Below are 21814 nucleotides of genomic sequence, written 5' to 3' on the forward strand. Positions count from 1 at the left end.
AAAGATGGGGCGCATGCCCGAACAATCCCTCCCCAGTGTCGATGCCGGAGAGATCATCCGCCGGGTGGGCGGCGGCGCCTTCGCCCGCGGACAGGGATATGCGCGGGCCGCCTCCGTCCTCGAACTGGACTGGGATGCCCAGGCCGGCCTGCTGCTCAGCCGGGTCGACGGCACTGCCGCGGTGCCGTACCGCTGCCGGATCCGGCTGACTCCGGAGGCCGGCCACGGAAGCTATCTGCTGGCAGACAGTTCGTGCAGCTGCCCGGTGGGTTCTTCCTGCAAGCATGTGGCCGCCACCTTGCTCTACGCCAACGTGCTGCGGCTGCGCAGCGCGCCGGAGCTGCAGGCACCCGCCGGCCCGGCGGCCCCGGATACCCTGGACAGCGGCGCCGGCTGGCAGCAATGCCTCGATGAGCTGCTCGGGCCGGCGGCGGACGGCCCGGCCGCGCCCCGGCACCGGCCCCCTGGCCGGGCACGGTCCGGCACCAGGACGCCGCTGGGCCTGCAGTTCGAGCTGCGCGATGAACCCGAACGGTTCCGGCCGGCGGGTCCGGCCAAGCCCTGGCACCCGGCTGCGCAGCCGCGCCGGGACCGGCCGGGGCACATGCCGCGCCTGGGCGTGCGTCCGGTACTGCGCAATGCCAGGGGCCGCTGGGTGAAGAACCAGCTGCGCTGGAACACCATCAGCTACAAGAGCTACGGGCTGGACCTGGATCCGGAGCAGCACCGCTGGTTCGCCCAGTTCGTCCCGCTGCACCGGGCCACCGGCCAGCTCTACTTCGGCGAGGACAATGACTGGCTGTACCTGGAGGAATTCAGCAGTCCGCTGCTGTGGCAGCTGTTCGAGGAGGCCCGCCGGCTCGGCATCGAACTGATCGGCGTCAAGCAGGACACCACCGTGACCGTCGGTGCTGCCGCCGTCCTGGCCCTGGAGGCGCGCGCGGACGGGCCGGCGCCGGGTTTCCGGCTGGAACCGGTGCTGAGAATCGACGGGCAGGAACACCCGGTGGACTCGGCCGGCGCCATCGCCTGGCACGGTCTTTACAGCTGCACCGAGGACGGCCGCCGGATCACCCTGGCGCCGGCGGCCGGCGGACTGAACGACGTCGGACGGCGCCTGCTGCTCGACGGCACCGGCCTGGACATCCCGGCCGCGGACGCGGACAGCTTCTTCGAACGCTACTATCCGGCGCTGAGCCGGACCATCACGGTGGCCAGCAGCGACGGCTCCGTGCCGCTGCCGGAAATCCTGCCGCCGGTGCTGGTCCTGGCCGCCGCCTACGGGCCGGCCAACACGCTGGAATTGCGCTGGGAGTTCGAATACGGCGCCGGCGGCCGGATCACCCGGATGCCGCTGGCACCGGATCCCGGGCCCGGCGGACTGCGCGATGGCGCGGCCGAGGAGCAGTTGCTGGCCGCTGTCCGCGCCGTGCCCGGCATCGGCGGGCTGGCCCCGGATCCGCAGCAGCCGGCCGCCTCGCTGCAGGACCTGGCCACGCTGGATTTCACCCGCAGCATCCTGCCGCAGCTCGAGGCCCTGGACGGGGTCAGGGTGGAGATCTCCGGCGGGCGCCCGGATTACCGGGAGCTGACCGAAGCGCCGGAACTGACCGTCAGCACGGTCGAATCCGAGCAGACGGACTGGTTCGACCTGGGCCTGATGGTCAAGGTGGCCGGCCGCGAAATCCCCTTCGGCAACATCTTCAAGGCCCTGTCCCGGGGGCAGAAGAAACTGCTGCTGGTGGACAAAACGTACCTGTCCCTGGAGCAGCCGGTGTTCGACCGGCTCCGCCGGCTGGTGGACGAGGCACGGCAGCTGCAGGACCGGGACTCCGGGCCGCTGCGGATCAGCCGCTACCAGGCCGGCCTGTGGGAGGAGCTCGAAGAGCTGGCCACCGACACGGACCAGGCCCCCGGCTGGAGCGCGGCCGTCACCGGCCTGCTGGAGCTGGGGTCGACCGGCCCGGCCACGCTGCCGACCGGGCTGCAGGCCCGGCTGCGGCCGTACCAGCAGGAGGGCTTCAACTGGCTGGCGTTCCTGTGGCGGCACCAGCTCGGCGGCATCCTGGCGGACGACATGGGACTGGGCAAGACGCTGCAGACACTGGCGCTGATCTGCCACGCCCGGCAGTGCGGGGCCACCGGTCCCGGCGGAGCGCCGTTCCTCGTCGTCGCCCCGACCTCGGTGGTGCCGAACTGGGTCTCGGAGGCGCACCGCTTCGCTCCGCAGCTGCAGGTGGCCGCGGTCACGGAAACCCGCGGACTCCGCGGGCGGCCGCTGGCAGCGGCCGCGGCTGGCGCCGACGTCGTGGTGACCTCCTACGCCGTCTTCCGCCTGGATGCCGCCGCCTACCAGGAACAGCAGTGGGCCGGGCTCATCCTGGACGAAGCCCAGTTCGTCAAGAACCGGGCCACGAAGGCGCACCAGGCGGCCCGGGCGCTGCGTGCCCCGTTCAAGCTGGCCATCACGGGCACCCCGCTGGAAAACAACCTGATGGAGCTCTGGTCCATCCTGGCCATCGTGGCACCGGGCTTGTTCCCCTCGCCGCTGAAATTCGCCGACCAGTACCAGCGCCCGATCGAGCGCAGCGGCAGCCCCGAACGGCTGGACCGGCTGCGGCGCCGGATCCGGCCGTTGATGATGCGCCGGACCAAGGAAGCGGTGGCCCCCGAACTGCCGTCGAAACAGGAACAGGTGCTGGAGGTGGAGTTGGCACCGCGGCACCGGAAGATCTACGACACCCACCTGCAGCGCGAACGCCAGAAGATCCTGCGCCTGGTTGCGGACCTGGACCGCAACCGGTTCACGATTTTCCAGTCCCTGACCCTGTTGCGCCTGCTCTCGCTCGATGCCGGCCTGGTGGACGACGAATACGACGGCGTGGCTTCGGCAAAGCTGGACGTGCTGTTCGACCAACTCCAGGATGTGCTCGCCGAGGGCCACCGCGCCCTGGTCTTCAGCCAGTTCACCAGCTTCCTCAAGCGCGCCGCCGCCCGACTGGACGCCGCCGGGATCCCCTACGCGTACCTGGACGGAGCCACCCGCAACCGGGCCGACGTCATCGCCTCCTTCAAGGAGGGCGCCGCGCCGGTGTTCTTGATCAGCCTCAAGGCCGGCGGGTTCGGCCTGAACCTGACCGAGGCGGACTACTGCTTCCTGCTGGATCCGTGGTGGAACCCGGCCACCGAGGCCCAGGCGGTGGACCGCACGCACCGGATCGGCCAGACCCGCAACGTGATGGTCTACCGGCTGGTGGCCCGGGGCACCATCGAGGAAAAGGTCATGGCGCTGAAGGAGGGCAAAACAAAGCTGTTCTCCTCGGTGCTCGACGAAGGCACCCCCTTCTCGGCGGCGCTGACGGCCGAGGACATCCGCGGCCTGCTGGACGGCTAGCGCAGGAGGACTGGCTAGCGGGGCAGCAGGACATCCCGATAGACCCAGCGGCCGTCCTCGCGCACGAAAGTGCTGGTCTCGCGCTGCTCGTGCTCGGCGCCGTCGTGACGGAAGCAGGCGCGGAACTCCACCGTGCCGAAGGCGTCCTGTTCTCCGCCGCGCACGGTGCGCAGGATCTCGAGGCCGGTCCACTGCTGCCCCGGATCAAGTTCCAGAGCGGCCGGGCGTGTCTGTTCGGACCAACTGCGCAGCAGGTAATCCGTGTCGCCGAGGCAAAACGCAGCATAGCGCGAGCGCATCAGGGCCTCGGCCGTGGGGGCCTGGGCCTCGCCGCGGTGCAGCGGCGCGCAGCAACTGCCGTAGCTGCCGCCGTGTCCGCAGGGGCAGGGCGACGACAGGCTGGGTCCAGATGCGGTGCTCACCGCCCCATTATTCCTGCTGGATCCCTGAGCGCGCGACCGCGGCTGCCCGTGGCGGACGATAAATATAAGTAAAACTATTTTATTTACCAAGTTTTATCAGTTTTACACAGGATGCGGCTGCGCTCGATGATGGACGGGAAGTGACCAGCAACACAAGGAGCCAGACCAGATGACATCCCCCCACGACCTCCAACCACGGGTGGTCACCCTCGGCACCGCGGGCGGCCCGCGGTGGTGGACCGGCGACGAAGCCGGCCGGCGCGCAGGCATCGCCACCGCCGTCGTCGTTGGCGAGAGCACCTACCTGGTGGACGCCGGCCACGGCGTCGGCCGCCAACTGATGCTGGCCGGCCTGCCGATCAGCTCGCTGCGCGGCATCTTCATCACCCACCTGCACTCGGACCACACCATCGACCTGGGCAGCCTGGCCATTTTCGGCATGTTCACCTTCCAGGCGAACCAGCACCGGATCAAGATCATCGGCCCCGGCGACCGCGGCGAGCTGCCCCCGGTCTCCCCGCGCGCCGTCGTGCCGCCGGCGCCGGTCTTCCCCGACCAGCCGACGCCGGGAACCGCGGGCATGTTCAGGCACCTGATGGCGGCCTATGCCACCGACCTGAACGACCGGATCCTGGACGCGCTGCGGCCCTCCCCGTTCGACTATTTCGACGCCGAGGACATCGCCATCCCCGCAGCTACCGGCTACCACCCGAACGCCAATCCCACGCCGGAGGGCATGGAACCGTTCGAGATCTACCGGGACGAACTGGTCACCGTCACCGCCACCCTGGTCAAGCACCCGCCGATGGCCCCGGCCTTCGCCTTCCGGTTCGACACCGCCGAAGGATCGGTCACCATCTCCGGGGACACCGCCCCGTGCGAAAACCTGGTCCGGCTGGCCCGCGGCACGGACCTGCTGCTGCACGAGGCCATCGATTTCGACTGGGTGCAGCGCGCCTACGGCGGCCCCGGAGCGGACGAGACCGCCCAGGCTTCCATCGACCACCACCGCAAGTCGCACACCAGCCCGGCCGAGGCCGTTGAGCTGGCCAACCGGGCCGGCGCCCGGGCCCTGGCCCTGCACCACCTGGTCCCGGGCACCACCCCGCAACATGTCTGGGAAGCCGCGGCCGATGCCTTCCACGGGGACTTCCACATCCCCGACGACCTGGACGTCATCCCCTTCGGCTCCGCCACCGGCGGCACCCCAGCCCCTACTCTGGAAGAATCGGTTTCGGCACGATGACAAGCACCATGAATCCACAGCAGACCCAGCACCCGGCCCACGAGGCCGGCAGCCTCAACACGAAGTCGATGCGCCGCATCCTGGCCTCGAGCTTCATCGGCAGCGCCATCGAGTTCTACGACTTCATCCTGTATGCGACCGCCGCCAGCATCGTCTTCAACCAGGTGTTCTTCGCCGACGTGCCGCCGGCAGTTGGCCTGTTCGCCTCCTTCGGCACCTTGGCGGTGGGCTACCTGGCCCGGCCGCTGGGCGGGGCCGTCTTCGGCCATTTCGGCGACCGGATCGGACGCAAGGGCGTGCTGATCGTCTCCATGGTCATGATGGGCGCGGCGACGACGGCGATCGGCCTGCTGCCCACGACGGCGCAGATCGGCGTGGCCGCACCTGTCCTGCTCGTGCTGCTGCGCATCATTCAGGGCCTGGCGGTCGGCGGCGAATGGGGCGGCGCCATGCTGGTGGCGCTGGAGCATGCGCCGGCCAAGCGCCGCGGGTTCGCCGCGAGCTTCGCGAACATGGGCGGTCCGGCCGGCGCGGTACTGGCTACCCTGGTCGTCTCCGCATTTTCCACCCTGCCGGACGAGGCGTTCCTGACCTGGGGGTGGCGGATTCCGTTCCTGTTGAGCCTGGCGCTGATCGCCGTCGGCCTGGTGATCCGCCTGCAGGTGTCCGAAACTCCGCTGTTCCTGCAACTGGAAGCCACCGCCGAAAAGAAGAAGATCCCGGTGGTGGAGGTCTTCACCAAGTATCCGAAGAACCTGGTCCTGGGCACCATCGCCGGCATGAGTTCCTACACCGTCCAGGGCCTGATGACCGTCTGGGCCGTCTCCTACGCCGTGGGGATCGGCGTGGACCGCACCGGGGTGCTCAACGTCAAGGCCATCGGCGCCACCTTGACCATCGTGGCCATCTGGTTCGCCGCCCGGTTGAGCGACAAGTACGGCCGCAAGCCGGTGATGCTGGCAGGCATGCTGGCCGGGGCCGTGCTGGCCTACCCGATCATTTGGCTGCTGCAGACCGGGACGCTATGGGGCTTCGCGATCGGCCTGTTCCTGGCCAACGGCATTATCCAGGGTGTGATCTTCGGCCCGTTCGGCGCCTTCGTGGCGGAACTGTTCCCCACCCGGATGCGCTACACCGGCGCATCGCTGACGTACCAGAGTTCCTCCACCCTCGGCGCCGGTTTCACCCCGATGATCGCCAGCGGCCTGGTCCTGGCCGCCGGCGGCGGACTGTGGCTGGTGGCGCTGGTCTGGGCCGCGTCCTTCCTGGTCTGCGCCGCCTGCGTGCTGGCCACGCGGGAGGGCAAGGACCGGGACCTGAACGGCGAGATGCGCTAGGACGTCGACGAGGCCCGGCCCGGCGGACCGCTGCGCCGGGCCTCTTCGACACAGAAGTCCATCAGGGCCTGCAGCCGCATGGTGAGCCGCTGTCCGCCCGGATAGGCGAAACAGATGTCGCTGTGGCCGATCTCGCCGTCGATCTCCACGCAGGCCAGCGGCAGTCCCTCATAGCTGAGATCCAGCGGCGGACGCTGGACCAGGACGGTGTAGCCAAGCCCCCGGGCGACCATGCCGCGGACCGCTTCGAAGCTGGTGGACCGCCAGACAATCTTCGGGTCCAGCCCGGAGGCACGCAGGTTCGGCAGCTGGTTTTCCCGCACGGAGGGGATGTCCAGCAGCACCATGTCCTCTCCGGCCAGCTCCCGCAGCGGTATCTTGCGCCGGGCGGCCAGGGGGTGGTTGGCACCGAGCAGGATGTAGGGCCGGCCTCCGGCGATGACCTGCGTCTGCAGGCCCGCGACCACATGCCGGGTGTGGGTCAGCACGGCATCCAGCCGCCCGTCCAGCAACTGTTCCTGCAGCTCGCCCGGAGCGCCCTCGGTGATGGCCAGGGACAGCCTGGGGTTCGGTGCCGCGAAGCCGGCGGTCATGGCCGGAATCCAAAAGGCCGAGAGCGTAGTGTAGCAGCCAATGGCCAGCGGCCCGGCCAGTTCGCCCTGGCGCTCGGTGATCGTACCCTGCAGTTCCCCGGCCTGCCGCAGCAGGGCCCGGGCATCGGTCAGGAAACGGCGTCCGGCGCTGGTCAGGGTGGCGCCCTTGGCCTTGTGCCGCACCAGCAGCTGGGTGCCCACGGCCTTCTCGAGTTCGGTCACGGCCAGCGACAAACCGGCCTGCGAGACCCGGCAAACATCGGCAGCCGCACTGAGCGAGCCGTGGTCGGCGACCGCAACAAAGTACTCAACCTGGCGAAGAGTGTACCGGAACATAAGGAAATCCTATGTTCCGGCCCGCTCCTCCGCCGCCCAGGGATCGACCGCCGGCACGGTCAGTTTCCGGTAGCTTTCCACGTTCCGTGACACCACCGTCAGGTTCTTGTCCAAGGCCGTGGCGGCGATCAGCGACTGGGCCGCGGAGACCTCCGGACCGCCGTCCAGCTGCCCCCAGCACACCGCCACCCGGTGGTCGACCGGCAGGATGTTGTCTGCGAACCGTTCGTTGAGCTCGGCCAGCCAGCCCTGGACGGACTGCAGCCGCAGGTCCTGCCGGCCCAACCGGTGCAGTTCCCCGATCGACAGGGCCGACAGATAGACACGCAGATGCCGGCGCCGGTGGAGGAAGCCGACGACGGCGGGGTCCGGAGCCGGGCTGCGCAGTTCGGCCAGGACACAGGTATCAAGCAGCAAGCCTGCCGGTGTGCTCATCCGGCGGCCCCCGACCGGCCGACGGACGCGCCGCGGTACTCCACCGCCGGCGCCAGCAGGAAATCCACGAAGGCTTCCCGGCTGGAGGCGAGTTCCTCGTAGTCCTGGATGCTGACCGCCAGGAAATGCCCGTGCTGGCCGGAGGAGGGAACGCTGGGCTGGTATGCAGTCATGACCGGACGGCGGATGCCGCGTCCTTTCGCGAGCTCTTGCCCGTACCGATTACCCCCGAGGGGTGAATACAGGCCGCTTCTTCATCCGAACCACCCTACGAGCGTGGGGTTGGCATGTGGCCAAGTCGGAGCTTAGCGGCCACAGTTCTTGAAGCTGGAACAAGCATAACGAGGCGGCCTTCGCCATGTGCGTGCACGGCGTCAAAAAGTTCCTAATATGTCCATTCCGCGTAACCGGGCGCAAAAAGGCGTAACCTGCATGCTTGCCAAAGTGTCGGTGGCGGCTGGTATGACTGGATCCGACGGCAGCAGGGCGTACCTCAGGAGGCACTGTGTTCCTCGTGGATTCCGACATCCCGGGCGCGGACCCGGACCTGGTCTATACGGCCAGCGACCTGGTGGCGGCCGCGGGCTGCGAGTACCAGGTGCTGCGCAGGCTGGACGAAAAGCTGGGCCGCAGCCCGGTGGCACAGTTCCCGGTGGACGCCCTGCTTGCCCGGGCCGCCGAGCTCGGCGATGTGCACGAACAGCAGGTCCTGCAGCAGTTCCGGGACCGCTTCGGCGCCGGCGTCGTCGAAATCCGGCCGACTCCCGACTACACGCGGCAGGCCCTGGCGGCCCGGCATGACGAATCCCTGGCCGCGCTCCGGGCCGGTGCCGATGTTGTCTTCCAGGCCAGCTTCTTCGACGGGACCTTCCACGGCCGCTCGGACTTCCTGGTCCGGGAGGCCGAGGGCGGGCGCTACACCGTCTACGACACGAAACTGGCCCGCCACGTCAAACCTACCGCGCTGTTGCAGCTGGCCGCCTACGGGCAGCAGCTGATCCAGTCGGGGGTACCTACGTCGCCGACCGTCTGCCTGGTCCTGGGCGATGGGACGCACAGCGAGCACAACCTGGCGGAACTGCTGCCGGATTTCACGGCACGCCGGGACCGGTTCCTGGAGCTCACCACCGAACACCGGAACCAGGAGCAGCCGGTGCGCTGGGGGGATGCCCGGTACACCGCCTGCGGCCGCTGCGACTATTGTGCCGAGCAGGTCCGCGAGCACCGGGACCTGCTGCTGGTAGCCAGGATGAGCCTGGCCCGGCGGCGGAAGCTGAACGAGGCCGGAATCGGCACCATCGACGATCTGGCCGGGATGGAGCTTCCCGCCGGCATGGCAGCGGACCGTGTGCTGGCCGGGCTGCGGGACCAGGCCCGGATGCAGACCGGCCTGCAGCGCCCGGACGGGGCGGCCACGTTCACCGACCGGCACGGGCAGCCGCATACCGTGGGCTACCGGGTCCTGCCGGGCAACACCTTGGCCGCACTGGCGCCGCCCGATCCGGGGGATATCTTCTTCGACATCGAATCGGATCCGCTGTGGCAGGACGAGTCCGGGACCTGGGGCCTGGAGTATCTGTTCGGCGTCGTCGAGAATCCGGCCACCCCCGGCGGCACCGCACCATACACACCGTTCTGGGCGCACAGCCGCGCCGAGGAGGGCCGCGCACTGGCCGGATTCCTGGCCTATGTGGCCCGCCGCCGCCGGAAATTCCCCCGGCTGCGCATCTACCATTACGCGAACTACGAACAGGCGGCCCTGCGCCGGCTGTCCCGGCAGCACGGCATCGGACAGGACGCTGTGGAGGAACTGCTGGGCGAGGGGGTGCTGGTGGACCTGTTCGATACGGTGCGCACCAGCCTGCTGGTCTCGGAGAACTCCTACAGCATCAAGAAGCTTGAGCCGCTGTACATGGGCTCCCGCCTGCGCACCGGGGACGTGACCGACGCCGGTGCCTCCATGGTGGCCTATGCCGGGTATTGCCGGGCCCGGGAGACCGGCAATACCGGGGACGCGGACCGGATCCTGGCCGGGATCCGCAGCTACAACGAGTACGACTGCCACTCCACGCGCCAGCTGCGCAACTGGCTGCTGAAGCTGGCTGCCCGGCCGGAAGGATAATTCCGGGCGGATCTTTGGCACCGGGGCCTTCCCATTGTCCAGTTGGCACTAGAACATGGGAGCCATGATGTTCACCCATGATGACCCGATCCTTGAACTCACCGACAGCCAGTCCTGGCAGCTGCTGGAAAAGACCCAGCATGGCCGCATCGTCCTGACCGCCGCCGGCGAAACGGACATCTTCCCGATCAACTACCTGGCCAGCAACGGGATGCTGCTGATGCGCAGCGCGCCCGGAACCAAGCTGGCGGAGCTGACGATCAACGAGAAGGTCGTGTTCGAAACCGACGGCATCAGCAGCGACGAGGCCTGGAGCGTGGTCGTCAAAGGCACCGCCCGCATCCTGCAATCCGGCGAGGAGATCGCCAAGGCGGAAGCGCTGGGCCTCAAGACCTGGGTACCGACGCTGAAGGACTTCTACATCGAGGTGAAGCCGGAGCGGATCAGCGGCCGGCATTTCAACCTTGGCGAACAGCCCGAGCGGTTCTAGGCAAGTTCCCGACACGATAAGCGGTGCCGGTCCCGGCGGCCGGGACCGGCGGCGCCCTTTAGTGCCCGACTTGGGCCAGGATCTCCTCAAAGCTGAGGGACTCAATGCCGCCGCGGCCTTGCTCGGAGACCGGCCCGTCCCCGGCCAGGGCCGCCAGCTCGCCGGCCGCGCGGTCCGAGCGCCGGGCCAGGACGGCGCTGCCGTCCCCGCCCCAGTCCTCCGGTGCCGCGAAGACGACCGTCTGCACGGTGCGCGCCCGCAGGTAGCTGAACAGCGGCCGGATGGCGTAGTCCAGGGCCAGCGAATGCCGTGCGGAGCCGCCGGTGGCCCCGAGCAGCACGGGCTTGCCGGCCAGTGCGTCCTTGTCCAGCACATCGAAGAAGGACTTGAACAGCCCGCTGTAGGAGGCGCTGAAGACCGGGGTGACGGCAATCAGCGCATCGGCGGCACTGACGGCGTCGAGCAGTTCCTGCAGCCGCGGGGCGGCATAGCCGGTGACCATGTTGTTGGCGATATCCACCGCGTACTCGCGCAGCTCATAGGTCGTTGACTGCACGCCGATGCCGGCGGCGCCGAACTTTTCCACGGCGGACTTGGCCAGCTGGTCGGCCAGCAGCCGGCTTGACGACGGCGTGCCCAGCCCGGCGGACAGGACGACGATCTTGCGGTCAGACACTATGGACTCCTCAATCTGTTCCGGAGCCGGCGGTCCTTTCCCGGCGGCTTCCATGCATATGCATCTATACGGCAAACCGGCACGGGGCACGAATTATTCCGGCCGGTAGCGCAGCCCAGGACCCGGCGGCTTGGGTGGTTATCCACACCCTCCGGTCCGGCCCCTAGCCAGGGCGCAGTACCGCGGTCTACGTTGGGTGCTGTCGGCCCGCTTACACCGCCACCCCGGAGCAATCATCGGGACCGGTGGCAAATGCGGACCGGGTGCACGCCCACCCGGGACAGCAAGTTCACTTGGGGGAATCATGACTGAACTACGACGCATCTACTGGCTCCGGCTGGGCCTGCGCTGGCTGGCGGTGCTGGCCGCCGCCTGGCTGGCTGCGGGCCTGGTGGCGGCACTGGCCACGGGCCAGTCCCCATCGGCATACCGGCCCGCCACCGCTGCCACCCTGGTCCTACCGGCGCTGGTGCTGGCCGGACTCGGCGCCACCGCCCTCAGACAGCGTTCACGGGACCGGCTGCGCCGGGACCCGCGGCGGCAGTTCAGCGCCGAACAGCGCCGCGACGGACTGGCGCGGGCCGGCGGCCGCTGCGAACTCGAAGCCGGCTACCGGAGCCGCTGCGAACGGACGGCAACGAACGGCGCCCATTTCGTTCCTTGGTCCGCGGGCGGATCGACCACCATGGCGAACTTCGTGGCCACCTGCAGCCGCTGCCGGCGCTTCCGCGCACCCCAACTCCCCTCCCCCGGCGCCCGGCGGCGGCTCGAGGAACGCCGCGGCGGCTACTTCCCACCCGGGGCGCCGACAACGGCCGGCGAACGCAATCCGGTCTCCGGCCAGGCGCCGGCCTGGCTCTCCGGATAGCCGCACCGCGGAACCTTAGTGACCAAGAACACCCACGCTGAATTTGTAACGATTCGTGTCGCTTCGGTAAATTTGCTTGCGCTAAGACTCTAAACAGAGTATTGGCCTGGTCCGTTCGCCAAGCCCTGTCAGCGTGCCAGCCCGATAACCACCAGACAGGGGCGGAGGAACCGCCACCGGCGCCATAGGCGCCTTGGGGTGAAGCCCGCCAGCCCGGATCCGGCCCATGCGCCGCCGGCTGGCCTGGCCGAGATGCACTCTCTCTCGAATCCGACAGCTAACTTCGCAGGCGTGCAGAGAGGAAATCCCCCATGCCTACGCACCATTCTGTCCGCGGGTCCGTTCGCGGGCGCCGTGCCGCAGATCGTTCACTGTCCCCGTCCAGCGCGTCCCAGGAACGCAGCGGCCGGCAGCCGAGCGGCCGCCGCCGGGCGGAAAAGCCCGCCTCGCCGCTGGGCCGGCTGGGGAAATTCGCCGGCCTCGCCGCCGCGGCCGCCGGCATGGTCGCCGCGGCAGCCCTTCCGACCGCACCGGCAGGAACCTCCGCCGCGGCCGGTGGACTGTCCGACTCGGCCGCGCGGGCTGCCGCGGTGTCGCGGGTGGACGTCCATGTTGCCGCGGAACAGAAGCTGGACTTCAACCGCTCGTCCGTCACCAGCAAGGCACCGGCCGTCAAAATGGCTCCCGGCGCACGGCTGGCCGCCCCGGTACAGAAAATGCACACCAGCTCGGGATTCGGCCACCGTATCAATCCGGTGACCGGAGCCCCCGGTGAATTCCACAATGGACTGGACTTCGCCCACCCCTGCGGCACCCCCGTGACGGCCGCCAAGGCCGGCAAGGTGGTCGAAGCATCCTCCAGCGCCTACGGCTACGGCAACCGCATCGTGGTGGATCATGGCGACGGGGTCGAAACCACGTACAACCACCTCCAGTCCAAGGGTGTCCGGACCGGCCAGCAGGTCGCCCAGGGTCAGAAGATCGCGGCACTGGGCACCACCGGCAACTCCACCGGCTGCCATCTGCATTTCGAGGTCATGGTCAAGGGCAAAGCCGTTGACCCGAAGGGCTGGCTCTGACCTGTCATACCGCCGGCTCCTAGACTGGGAGCATGGCCGATGTGTTCACCCCCGAGCAGCGCAGCGCGAACATGGCGCGCATCCGGGGGAAGGACACCAAGCCGGAACTGATGGTGCGCAGGCTGCTGCATGCCAAGGGCTACCGTTACCGCCTGCACGGCAGCGCCGCCGGAGCCAAACTGCCGGGCAAACCGGACCTGGTCTTCGCCGGGCGCCGGAAGGTCATCTTCGTCAACGGCTGCTTCTGGCACTCGCATGACTGCCGGGTGGGCCGGCACGGGCCCAAGTCCAACGCCGAGTTCTGGGAGGCCAAGCGCACCCGGACGGTGGAGCGCGATGCCGCCGCCACTGCGGACCTGGCGCAGGCCGGCTGGGACGTGCTCACCGTGTGGGAATGCGAGCTGAAGAAAACGTCCGAACTGGCCGCACTCGAGGAACGGCTGCTGGCCTTCCTCGACGGACGGCCCATCCGCCAAACCACGGGGCACCCGGCAGACTAGTCACTGGCAGGCCAGGACAGCAGGAGGGAAACAACCATGGCACAGCAGGAAAACCGGCGCCGCGGCGTCCTTTTCGACGTCGACGGTACGCTGGTGGATTCGAACTACCTGCACGTCTTGGCCTGGTGGCAGGCCTTCCGCCGCCTCGGCCACGACGTTCCGATGGCCGCCATCCACCGCGCCGTGGGTATGGGCGGCAAGCGGCTGATCGCCCACCTGCTTGGCCAGGACCGGGCGGCGGAGCAAGGCCAGGCACTGGACGACACCCATGCGGCGGTCTTTTCCACCTACTGGCCGGCCCTGCGCCCGCTCGACGGCGCGGCGGATCTGCTCCAGCACTGTGCCGAGGCGGGACTGGCCGCGGTGCTGGCCAGCTCGGCCCGGCAGGATGAGCTGGACGTCCTGCGCGCCGTGGTTGGGGCCGATAACTGGATCACCGCAGCAACCAGTTCCGCGGACGCCGAACAGAGCAAGCCTGCCCCTGACATTTTGGCGGCAGCCTTGGAAGCGGGCGGCATCCAGGCCGACGGTGCGGTCTTTGTCGGTGACGCCGTCTGGGACATCTTCGCCGCCGCCGATCTCGACATTCCGGTCATCGGGCTGACCAGCGGCGGCACCAGCGAAGCGGAACTGCGGGCCGCCGGCGCGGCCGAAATCTATACCGGACCCCGGGACCTGCTGGCCTCCTTCGATACGAGCCTGCTCGGCGGACTCATCCGTGACTGAGGCCGGCGCGGTCGGGAGCGCCGCGCCTATGCCGTTGCCGCTGCCAGCTGCTGGCCAGGCTTCATCTCCTGCAGGGCGGACTCGAGTGAGGCGGTGAGCCGCTGGAGGACCTCCCCCGCAAATCGTGCTTCCGCGTCGGTCCAGTCCGCGAGCACCTGCTGCAGGCTGGCGGAGCGGCGTGCCACCTCGGCGCGCATATGCTCGATGCCCTGTTCGGACAGGGAAATGAGGAAGGCGCGCCCGTCCTCCGGATGCGGCCGGCGCACCACGTAGCCGGCGGTCTCCAGTTCCGCGATGTGGCGGCTCAGCCCGGCCGGACCGATCCCCAGCCGGGCCGCCAGCTCGGTGGCACGCAGCTCCCCGGCTTCGCCGATGATCCGCATCACGCCCTGGAGCGCGAATCCCGGGCCCGCCGGGTCCGCCAGCAGCTGGGTGGCGGAGCGCAGCTGCCGCTGCAGGGCGAAGATGCTGTTGGTCAGTTCGGCGGCGGTCTCATTGTCCACGCCCACGGATGCCTCCAAGAGTTTGTTGCCTACTGCAAATATAGCCCGGCACCGGCAGGCCGCCGCATTGGGGCGCGGGTTATCGCGCGGACTGCCCGGGGCACGATCAGGACCGGTCCTGGTCCTGCTGGTCGCCCAGATCGGCCGAGAGGCATTCGACCCGTCCGTTGCCGGAGTTCTGGGAGATGGGGCGGCCGTCCAGGACGACCTCGCAGCTGGCATGACCGCCTGGAACGTTCACCGTGACCGCACCGATCGGCAGGCCGGTAAAGGTGAAGTCGTCCGCCCAACTGCCGCTGACCTGCCGGTCCACGGTCTCGTGGCCGTTGTAGTACGTGACAGTGGCGGGCTGGCTGGTGGTGACCCGGTAGCTGACCGTGTGGTTGCCCACCGTGCGGGAGACGAAGAAGGCGATGAACGCCGTCACCGCGCCGGCAATGAGGATGCCGAGCAGGCCCAGCACCATGCCGGTCACCGCCATTGGCTTCCGCTGCCGCTGCACCAGCGCGACAATGCCGAAGACCAAGGCAAGCAGCCCGATGATGAAGCTGAGCAGGCCGACCACCGGGATCATCGCGAACACGACCGCAACGATGCCCAGGATCAGCGCGGTCAGGGCCAGGCCCGACTTGGGCCCGGGCGGGTAGCCGTAGCCTTGCTGCGGATAGCCGGACGGCCCGTAGCCAGCCGGCACTGCATAGGCACCCTGCCGGCCGTAGGGCGGCGGGTAGGCGTCCTGCCTGGCCGGCTCCGGCATTCCCGCGGGGCGGTTCCCGTCCCGGGCAGCGTCGTCGGGTTCGCCGGCTCCACCGGGCCGGGGAGAAGGATCGGACATGGGTACCCCTGTCGGGCTGGATGACCGCATTCAGGCAGCGGGAACGCGCCGCCTGAATGCAGTCTAGCGGCCGAGGGCCCCGCCGCAAGCGGAGCTTGTGGCGGGAGGACGCTTGACGCTAGCGGCCGAGGGGCCTCCCGCAAGCGCAGCAGGTGGCCGGAACCGGTCCCTACGGCTGGCTATGCGTGGGGGCGAACATCTTCAGCTGCGCCTCGACGACGACGACGTTCGGCCCGTCCGCGGCGAGGGCTTCGGCCAGTGCCGGGCCCACCGCGTCCGGCGCCACCCGCCGGGCGGGGACGCCGAAGGACTCGGCGAGCCGGACGAAGTCAGGCCGTGCCAGTTCCGTCGCGGTGGCTTTGCCGAACGCCTCCACCATGTACTCGCGGAGGATGCCGTAGCCGCCGTCGTCGACAATCAGCCAGGTAACCGGCAGGTTGTGCTGGCGGACGGTGGCCAGCTCGCTGATCGAATACATGGCCGAGCCGTCGCCGGACACCGCCAGCACCCGCGCCGGCCGGCCCTGCACGGACAGGCCGACGGCGCCGCCGATGGCGCCGGGAAAGCCGAAGCCGAGGCCGCCGGCGCCCTGGGCGGAATGGAACCGGCCGCTGCGGGCGTCCCAGCAGCTCCAGGCCCAGTACGCCGAGATGGTCATGTCCCAGAAGGTCTGCATGTCGTCCGGCACCGCCGCACGGAGGTCGGCCATGAACCGGCGTTCGACACCCAGGTCCTGGGCGTCCAGACGCGCCTGGATCCTGGCCAAGGTCTGCTTGACCAGCACTTCCGGGGGCATCCCGTGCCAGTCGGGCGCGGCCGCGGATACGGCCAGGGCTGCATCCAGCGCAGTGTCCAGCGCCTGCAGCGCCTGGCCGGCGTCAGCCCTGATCCCCAGCGCCGGCCGGTTGGATTCAAGCACCCGCGGCTCGGCGTCGATCTGGATGATGCGTCCGCGCGGCTCCATCGTGAAGTAGTTGCTGGTGACCTCCCCGAGCGAGGAACCGACCACCAGCAGCACGTCGGCGTCTTCCAGCACCTCGGTGGTGTAGCGGTCCTCGATCCACGACTGCAGCGACAGCTCATGGTGCCAAGGGAAGGCGCCATTGCCGCCCGGGGTGCAGACCACCGGGGCACGCAGCTTCTCCGCCAGCGAGAGCAGCGCCGGCTCGGCTGCGCCCCGCCGCGTCCCGCCGCCGGCAATGATGGCCGGACGCTCGGCCGCGGCGAGCCACTTCACCGCTTCCTTGACCAGCTCGGTGCGCGGCGGATTGTCGGCGGCCTCGGCGAGGGCATCCTCGACCGGCGGCACAATCACCGGATCCAGCAGCACATTCTGCGGGATCTCGAGCCATACCGGGCCGGCCGGGGAGGAGATGGCCTCGGTCCAGGCGTCCTGGATGGCCGAGGGGATGCCGGAAGCGTGCTGGATCAGCCGCTGGCTCTTGGTGACGTTGGCCGCGGAGGCCTTTTGGTCATCGAGCTGGTGCAGCATCCCCTTGCGCCGGGCCCCCAGGCCCTCCAGCGGAACCTGGCTGGCTACCACCACCATCGGCACGCCGGTGGCATAGGCCTCCTGCAGCCCGGCCAGCGCGGTCAGTGCCCCGGGCCCGGTGGACAGGAACAACACGCCGACCTCGCCGGTGGCCCGGGAGAAGCCGTCCGCGGCAAAGGCCGAGTTGTTCTCGACGCGGGACGAGACGAAATGCAGGTCGGAGCGGGACAGCGCATCAAAGAGCCCCAGCGCGTGCTGGCCGGGGATGCCGAACACCGTCGTCGCGCCCAGGGCGCTCAGGGTTTCGACGACAAGGTCCCCACCGTTGCGCCGGGGCAGGGCGGCGTCCACGGCGGTCACTCGAAGCTCTCCTGGGTTTCCTGGGATCCGGCCACCGGCGCGGTGGTGCGGATGCGGTCGAGCGACTGGCGGGCGTAGCCGGTATCCTGGCCGTGGCGGTCGCCGGGGGCGGCGTTGTCGGCCAGCAGGGTGACCAGCTCGAAGGCGGTGTGGCTGGCGGCCACCCCGGTGATCTCGGCGTGGTCGTATGCCGGGGCGACCTCGACTACGTCCGCGCCGGCGAGGTTCAACCCGCGCAGGCCGCGGATGATCTCGAGCAGTTCCCGGCTGGTGATCCCGCCGGCCTCGGGGGTGCCGGTGCCCGGGGCATGGGCCGGATCCAGCACGTCGATGTCCACGGATACGTACAGGGGCCGGTCCCCGATCCGCTCCCGCAGGGCCGCGACCGTCTCGGCCACGCCCTTGTAGTAGACGTCGGCGCTGGTGACGATGCCGAAGCCGAAGCGGTGGTCGTCGTCCAGGTCGCGCCTGCCGTACAGCGGCCCGCGGGTGCCCACGTGGCAGATCGCCTCGGTGTCCAGGATGCCCTCCTCCACTGCCCGGCGGAACGGGGTGCCGTGGGTGTACTCGGCGCCGAAGTAGGTGTCCCAGGTGTCCAGGTGCGCGTCGAAGTGCAGCATCGCCACCGGCTCGCCGGCCCGGGCCGCGGCCGCGCGCAGCAGCGGCAGCGCGATCGTGTGGTCTCCGCCCAGGGTCACCAGCTTCGTCCCGGCGGAGGTCAGCTCCAGCGCGTTGGCCTGGATGGTCTCGATGGCCTCGCCGATATTGAACGGGTTCACCGCCATGTCCCCGGCATCCGCGACCTGGACCTCCTCGAACGGGGAGACGTCCCAGGCCGGGTTGTAGGGACGCAGCAGCCGGGACGCCTCCCGGACGTGGTTGCCGCCGAAACGTGCCCCGGGCCGGTAGGAGACCCCGGCGTCGAAGGGCACCCCGACCACGGCCACATCCGCATGCCCAACCTGGTCCAGCCGCGGCAGCCGGGCGAACGTCGCCGCCCCCGCATACCGGGGCACCCGCGAGGAATCAATGGGCCCGAGGTTTCCGTTGGCCTCGATCCGAAGCTCTTCCATGAACGGCCTTCCTGTCAAAAGTTGTCAAATATGCATCAACTGTTGCACTTCAGGCTAAATGCGCCCCGTTCGGCCGTCAAGGCTGCACCCCCACCGGGGTCGGCGGCGCAGCCGGACCGGCGCCTCAGCGGGAAGCGGCAGGGACCAGGGTCCACACCACCACGGCCTTCTGGTCCGTTTCGTTGGCCCAGGTATGCGGCTCGCGGCCGGGAAAGGTCAGGGTGTCCCCGGCGTCGAGCTCGTAGCGCTCGGAGGAAAACACCACGGTGATCCGGCCGGAGACCACGTGCAAGACATCCACGTCGCAGTCCACCGCATACAGTTCGGATTCGCCGTGGCCGCGTGGCTCGATCACGGCGCGAATAATCTGCAGCCGGCGTTCGTGGCGCGGGGTCAGCAGTTTCTCGTGGATGCCCTCGCCGCCCAGGCTGACCCGCGGGCCCTCGCCGCGGCGGGTGAGGTAGGTTTCGGGGTCCACGAACAGGTTCCCGATGGGAACCGCCAGCACCTGGCACAACGTGACCAGCGAGGCCACCGAGGGCGAGGTCAGGTCCCGCTCCACCCGGCTGAGGAAACCCTTGGTCAGCCCGGTCGACTCGGCGACCTGCTCGATCGTCAGCCGCTGGCCCTGGCGGGCGGCCCGAATCCGCGAGCCAATGGCCAGCGGCGCATTGCTCGGCTCGATCGGCAGTGCCTTCACAATAAATCCCCATTCCTCGCTGCTTGACCGCGGCCCCCGGCACGCGCCTTTCGAGCTTATGGGAAGTTGACGTGTGCCGCGCGACACATTTAGCCTATCACTCAACAGTTGTTGCCTGTCAGGCAAATTTCCTTCCTGAAGCGCGAAAGCAGGAACCCCATGGATGGACAAATTCTCAATGCCGGGATCGTGGTGGCGTACCTGGTCTCGATGCTGCTGTTCGGCTGGTGGGGCAAGTCCCGCACCAAGAACAACAGCGACTATCTGGTAGCCGGCCGGCGGCTGGGCGGCGTGCTGTACACCGGCACGATGGCCGCCGTCGTCCTGGGCGGGGCCTCCACCGTCGGCGGCGTCGGGCTGGGCTATAAGTTCGGCTTCTCCGGCATGTGGCTGGTGGTGGCGATCGGCACCGGCGTGCTGGTGCTGAGCCTGTTCTTCGCCCCCACGCTGCAGCGGCTGAAGATCTACACGGTGGCGCAAATGCTGACCCTTCGCTATGGCGTCAGCGCTACCAAGGTCTCCGGCATCGTCATGCTGGCCTACACGCTGATGCTCTGCGCCACCTCCACCGGCGCCTACGCCACGATCCTGGTGGTGCTCTTCGGCTGGGAGCGCTGGGTGGCCATCGCCATCGGCGGCGCGATCGTGCTGGCCTACTCCACCATCGGCGGCATGTGGTCCATCACGCTGGCGGACATGGCCCAGTTCGTGATCAAGACCATCGGCGTGTTCCTGCTGATGCTGCCGTTCACCTGGAACCAGGCCGGCGGGCTCGAGGGGATCCGCGAGCGCGTTGATGCCTCCTTCTTCGACATCGGCGGCATCGGTGCGCAGACCATCATCACCTACTTCGTGGTCTATACCCTCGGCCTGCTGATCGGGCAGGACATCTGGCAGCGGGTCTTCACCGCCCGCACCCCGAAGGTGGCGCGCTGGGGCGGTACCACCGCAGGTGTGTACTGCATTCTCTACGGTGTGGCCGGCGCGCTGATCGGGATGGCGGCCTCGGTGGCGCTGCCCAACATCGAGGTCAAGGACGATGTGTACGCGGACGTGGCGATGAATATCCTGCCGATCGGCATCGGCGGCATCGTGCTGGCCGCCGCCGTGGCGGCCATGATGTCCACCGCCTCGGGCACCTTGATTGCCGCCGCGACCGTGGCCAAGGCCGACGTCGTGCCGTTCGTGCGCTCCTGGTTCGGCAAGCCGGCACACCACGGACATGCCGGGAACCCGGAGCACGATGTCCAGGGCAGCCGCTGGTATGTGCTGGGCCTGGGCGTGGTCGCGATCGTGCTGGCCATCGTGGTCCACGATGTGGTCGCCGCCCTGACCATTGCCTACGACATCCTGGTCGGCGGGCTGCTGATCCCGATCATCGGCGGCCTGCTGTGGAAGCGCGGGACCGGCCTCGGCGCTGCGGCCGCGATGGCGGCCGGCACTGTGGTCACACTAACCACCATGATCGTGCTGGAAGCCAATGCCAAGAACCAGTACGACGGCATCTACGCCAACGAACCGATCTACTACGGCCTCATCGCCGCGCTGGTGGCGTACGTCGCCGTCTCGCTGCTCAGCCGGCCGACGGATCCGGCCGTCGTGGCCGCCTGGAACCGCCGGGTGGCCGGCGCCGTCGCCGAGGAGGTTCCGGTGGAGGGCCCCGAAGGCGCACCCGTACGGTAGGACGCCCCGCTCCCTCAGCCGTCCAGCGGCAGGAACAGCACCGCGTAGATCCCCAGCGCCCCCAGCAGGACCACGCTGGCCGACGTCCACAGCACGGCCGCGGCGTCGGCGTGCACGGTTTCGGCGGCGATGCCCCGTACCGCGCGGTGGTGGCGCCGCTTCTGGGTCAGGTTGATGGCCAGCGCCGCGCAGAGGGTGGCCCCCACCAGGATGCCGGTAAACCAGCCGTGGTGCGGCGTCCAGCGCAGGAAGATGGCTGCCGCCACCACCATCGAGAGCATGGTGCGCCCCCAGGCCAGCGTGGTGCGCTCGGGTTGCAGGCCGGCGTCGTGGTGTTCCGGGACGGTGCCGTTGCCCATCGGCTCAGGCGGGCCGGGAGAGGACGAAAATGACCAGGATGCCCGCCACGATCCCCCCGCCGATGGCCAGGATCGGGGCAATCAGCGGCAGCGGCAGCGGCGCCTTCTGCCGCATGGCGCGTTCCACGCCGAGCCAGCGGAAGAACGCACCGCCGCCGATGATCATGGCCAGCAGCAGCAGCAGCACCGCCACGGTCTTGCGGACCTCCGGAATGATCAGGTCGGTGGTGAAGGCCTCGACCGCGATCCCGCCGGCCAGGAACGCCAGGGAGGTGCGGATCCAGGCCAGGAAGGTGCGTTCGTTGGCGAGGGTGAACCGTGGGTCCGGCTCGATGCCGCCGCGCAGCAGACGGGACGCGAACTTGCCGCGGGCAGGGTCGGAGGGAGGAGTTGCTTCAGAGGCCACCAGACCATCCTAGTGGCAGTGACACCAGCCTCGTCCGGCCGTCGTGCGGAGCACCGTCAGGTACAATTGATGCAGCGAAGGGGAGTAGCTCCACCGCCATCAGACCGCAGAACCGGCGGCAGGCGTGGAGGCCTGTCGACATACTGGCCGGATAGTTCCGGCCCGGCAGTCCACCCGGC

General features: G+C 69.1%; 22 protein-coding genes and 2 riboswitches. Of the genes, 10 read left to right on the top strand and 12 right to left on the bottom strand.

Annotation, left to right across the window (positions count from 1 at the left end; all coding sequences use genetic code 11):
* Nucleotides 1–13 precede the first annotated feature (13 nt).
* Entirely contained in the window at nt 14–3394 is a 3381-nt protein-coding gene (locus LVY72_RS03410) for a DEAD/DEAH box helicase (protein WP_237818038.1), read from the top strand.
* 14 nt (nt 3395–3408) lie between these two features.
* On the opposite strand, the gene LVY72_RS03415 is transcribed toward LVY72_RS03410, so the two are convergent.
* Complete coding sequence (locus tag LVY72_RS03415) at nt 3409–3816, bottom strand: YchJ family protein (protein ID WP_237818039.1); 408 nt, start codon at nt 3814–3816, stop codon at nt 3409–3411.
* Nucleotides 3817–3985: 169 nt separating this feature from the next.
* Between LVY72_RS03415 and LVY72_RS03420 the strand changes: the two genes are divergently transcribed.
* Nucleotides 3986–5062 carry an MBL fold metallo-hydrolase gene (locus LVY72_RS03420; RefSeq protein ID WP_237818040.1) on the top strand — a complete coding sequence of 359 codons (1077 nt, stop codon included), beginning with the start codon at nt 3986–3988 and terminating at the stop codon, nt 5060–5062.
* Nucleotides 5059–6399 (top strand): MFS transporter, encoded by a 1341-nt coding sequence (locus LVY72_RS03425; protein WP_237818041.1) that lies wholly within the window; start codon nt 5059–5061, stop codon nt 6397–6399. Before LVY72_RS03420 ends, LVY72_RS03425 begins: the two co-directional genes overlap by 4 nt.
* On the opposite strand, the gene LVY72_RS03430 is transcribed toward LVY72_RS03425, so the two are convergent.
* The 3 genes from LVY72_RS03430 to LVY72_RS03440 are packed head-to-tail and all read right to left on the bottom strand — an operon-like array spanning nt 6396 to nt 7936.
* The gene (locus LVY72_RS03430; RefSeq protein ID WP_237818042.1) at nt 6396–7328 is read right to left on the bottom strand and encodes a LysR substrate-binding domain-containing protein; all 933 of its coding nucleotides are present in this window, start codon (nt 7326–7328) and stop codon (nt 6396–6398) included. The two genes, LVY72_RS03425 and LVY72_RS03430, sit on opposite strands and share 4 nt — an antisense overlap.
* 9 nt (nt 7329–7337) lie before the next feature.
* Nucleotides 7338–7763 carry a PIN domain-containing protein gene (locus LVY72_RS03435; RefSeq protein ID WP_237818043.1) on the bottom strand — a complete coding sequence of 142 codons (426 nt, stop codon included), beginning with the start codon at nt 7761–7763 and terminating at the stop codon, nt 7338–7340.
* Nucleotides 7760–7936, bottom strand: a complete 177-nt coding sequence (locus tag LVY72_RS03440; RefSeq protein WP_237818044.1) for a hypothetical protein — start codon at nt 7934–7936, stop codon at nt 7760–7762. The genes LVY72_RS03435 and LVY72_RS03440 overlap by 4 nt, the downstream gene beginning before the upstream one ends.
* A gap of 27 nt (nt 7937–7963) precedes the next feature.
* Nucleotides 7964–8090, bottom strand: a riboswitch (SAM riboswitch).
* A 178-nt stretch (nt 8091–8268) separates the two neighbouring features.
* Here LVY72_RS03440 and LVY72_RS03445 point away from each other — a divergent pair.
* Nucleotides 8269–9885 carry a TM0106 family RecB-like putative nuclease gene (locus LVY72_RS03445; RefSeq protein ID WP_237818045.1) on the top strand — a complete coding sequence of 539 codons (1617 nt, stop codon included), beginning with the start codon at nt 8269–8271 and terminating at the stop codon, nt 9883–9885.
* Nucleotides 9886–9949: 64 nt separating this feature from the next.
* Nucleotides 9950–10375, top strand: coding sequence for a pyridoxamine 5'-phosphate oxidase family protein (locus tag LVY72_RS03450; protein ID WP_237818046.1), 426 nt, complete (start codon nt 9950–9952; stop codon nt 10373–10375).
* A 58-nt stretch (nt 10376–10433) separates the two neighbouring features.
* Here LVY72_RS03450 and LVY72_RS03455 read toward each other — a convergent pair whose 3' ends face one another.
* Nucleotides 10434–11051, bottom strand: coding sequence for an FMN reductase (locus LVY72_RS03455; RefSeq protein ID WP_237818047.1), 618 nt, complete (start codon nt 11049–11051; stop codon nt 10434–10436).
* Between the two features lie 304 nt (nt 11052–11355).
* Between LVY72_RS03455 and LVY72_RS03460 the strand changes: the two genes are divergently transcribed.
* The 4 genes from LVY72_RS03460 to LVY72_RS03475 all read left to right on the top strand — a co-directional run bounded on the left by LVY72_RS03460 (nt 11356) and on the right by LVY72_RS03475 (nt 14224).
* Nucleotides 11356–11919 (top strand): HNH endonuclease, encoded by a 564-nt coding sequence (locus LVY72_RS03460; RefSeq protein ID WP_237818048.1) that lies wholly within the window; start codon nt 11356–11358, stop codon nt 11917–11919.
* A gap of 124 nt (nt 11920–12043) precedes the next feature.
* A riboswitch (cyclic di-AMP (ydaO/yuaA leader) is annotated at nt 12044–12225 on the top strand.
* Nucleotides 12226–12230: 5 nt separating this feature from the next.
* On the top strand, nt 12231–12998 hold the full coding sequence (locus LVY72_RS03465; protein ID WP_237818049.1) for a M23 family metallopeptidase: 768 nt from the start codon (nt 12231–12233) through the stop codon (nt 12996–12998).
* A 32-nt stretch (nt 12999–13030) separates the two neighbouring features.
* Nucleotides 13031–13498, top strand: a complete 468-nt coding sequence (locus tag LVY72_RS03470) for a very short patch repair endonuclease (protein WP_237818050.1) — start codon at nt 13031–13033, stop codon at nt 13496–13498.
* 36 nt (nt 13499–13534) lie between these two features.
* Nucleotides 13535–14224 (top strand): HAD family hydrolase, encoded by a 690-nt coding sequence (locus LVY72_RS03475; RefSeq protein ID WP_237818051.1) that lies wholly within the window; start codon nt 13535–13537, stop codon nt 14222–14224.
* Between the two features lie 26 nt (nt 14225–14250).
* Here the strand turns inward: LVY72_RS03475 and LVY72_RS03480 are convergent, their stop codons facing one another.
* From LVY72_RS03480 to LVY72_RS03500, 5 genes are all read right to left on the bottom strand, one after another.
* Nucleotides 14251–14733, bottom strand: a complete 483-nt coding sequence (locus LVY72_RS03480; protein WP_237818052.1) for a MarR family winged helix-turn-helix transcriptional regulator — start codon at nt 14731–14733, stop codon at nt 14251–14253.
* Between the two features lie 100 nt (nt 14734–14833).
* The gene (locus LVY72_RS03485; RefSeq protein ID WP_237818053.1) at nt 14834–15562 is read right to left on the bottom strand and encodes a DUF4190 domain-containing protein; all 729 of its coding nucleotides are present in this window, start codon (nt 15560–15562) and stop codon (nt 14834–14836) included.
* A gap of 169 nt (nt 15563–15731) precedes the next feature.
* Complete coding sequence (locus LVY72_RS03490; RefSeq protein ID WP_237818054.1) at nt 15732–17414, bottom strand: thiamine pyrophosphate-binding protein; 1683 nt, start codon at nt 17412–17414, stop codon at nt 15732–15734.
* Nucleotides 17411–18487, bottom strand: a complete 1077-nt coding sequence (gene speB, locus LVY72_RS03495) for an agmatinase (RefSeq protein ID WP_237818055.1) — start codon at nt 18485–18487, stop codon at nt 17411–17413. The genes LVY72_RS03490 and speB overlap by 4 nt, the downstream gene beginning before the upstream one ends.
* Nucleotides 18488–18611: 124 nt before the next feature.
* The gene (locus tag LVY72_RS03500; RefSeq protein WP_237818056.1) at nt 18612–19187 is read right to left on the bottom strand and encodes a helix-turn-helix domain-containing protein; all 576 of its coding nucleotides are present in this window, start codon (nt 19185–19187) and stop codon (nt 18612–18614) included.
* Between the two features lie 159 nt (nt 19188–19346).
* On the opposite strand from LVY72_RS03500, the gene LVY72_RS03505 reads away from it, so the two are divergent.
* Nucleotides 19347–20870 (top strand): sodium:solute symporter family protein, encoded by a 1524-nt coding sequence (locus LVY72_RS03505; protein WP_237818057.1) that lies wholly within the window; start codon nt 19347–19349, stop codon nt 20868–20870.
* A 14-nt stretch (nt 20871–20884) separates the two neighbouring features.
* Here LVY72_RS03505 and LVY72_RS03510 read toward each other — a convergent pair whose 3' ends face one another.
* Entirely contained in the window at nt 20885–21229 is a 345-nt protein-coding gene (locus LVY72_RS03510) for a DUF202 domain-containing protein (protein ID WP_237818058.1), read from the bottom strand.
* A 4-nt stretch (nt 21230–21233) separates the two neighbouring features.
* Nucleotides 21234–21635, bottom strand: a complete 402-nt coding sequence (locus LVY72_RS03515) for a YidH family protein (protein WP_372463667.1) — start codon at nt 21633–21635, stop codon at nt 21234–21236.
* Nucleotides 21636–21814 lie beyond the last annotated feature (179 nt).

This window comes from Arthrobacter hankyongi, from assembly GCF_022012395.1.
Classification (GTDB): Bacteria; Actinomycetota; Actinomycetes; order Actinomycetales; family Micrococcaceae; genus Crystallibacter; species Crystallibacter hankyongi.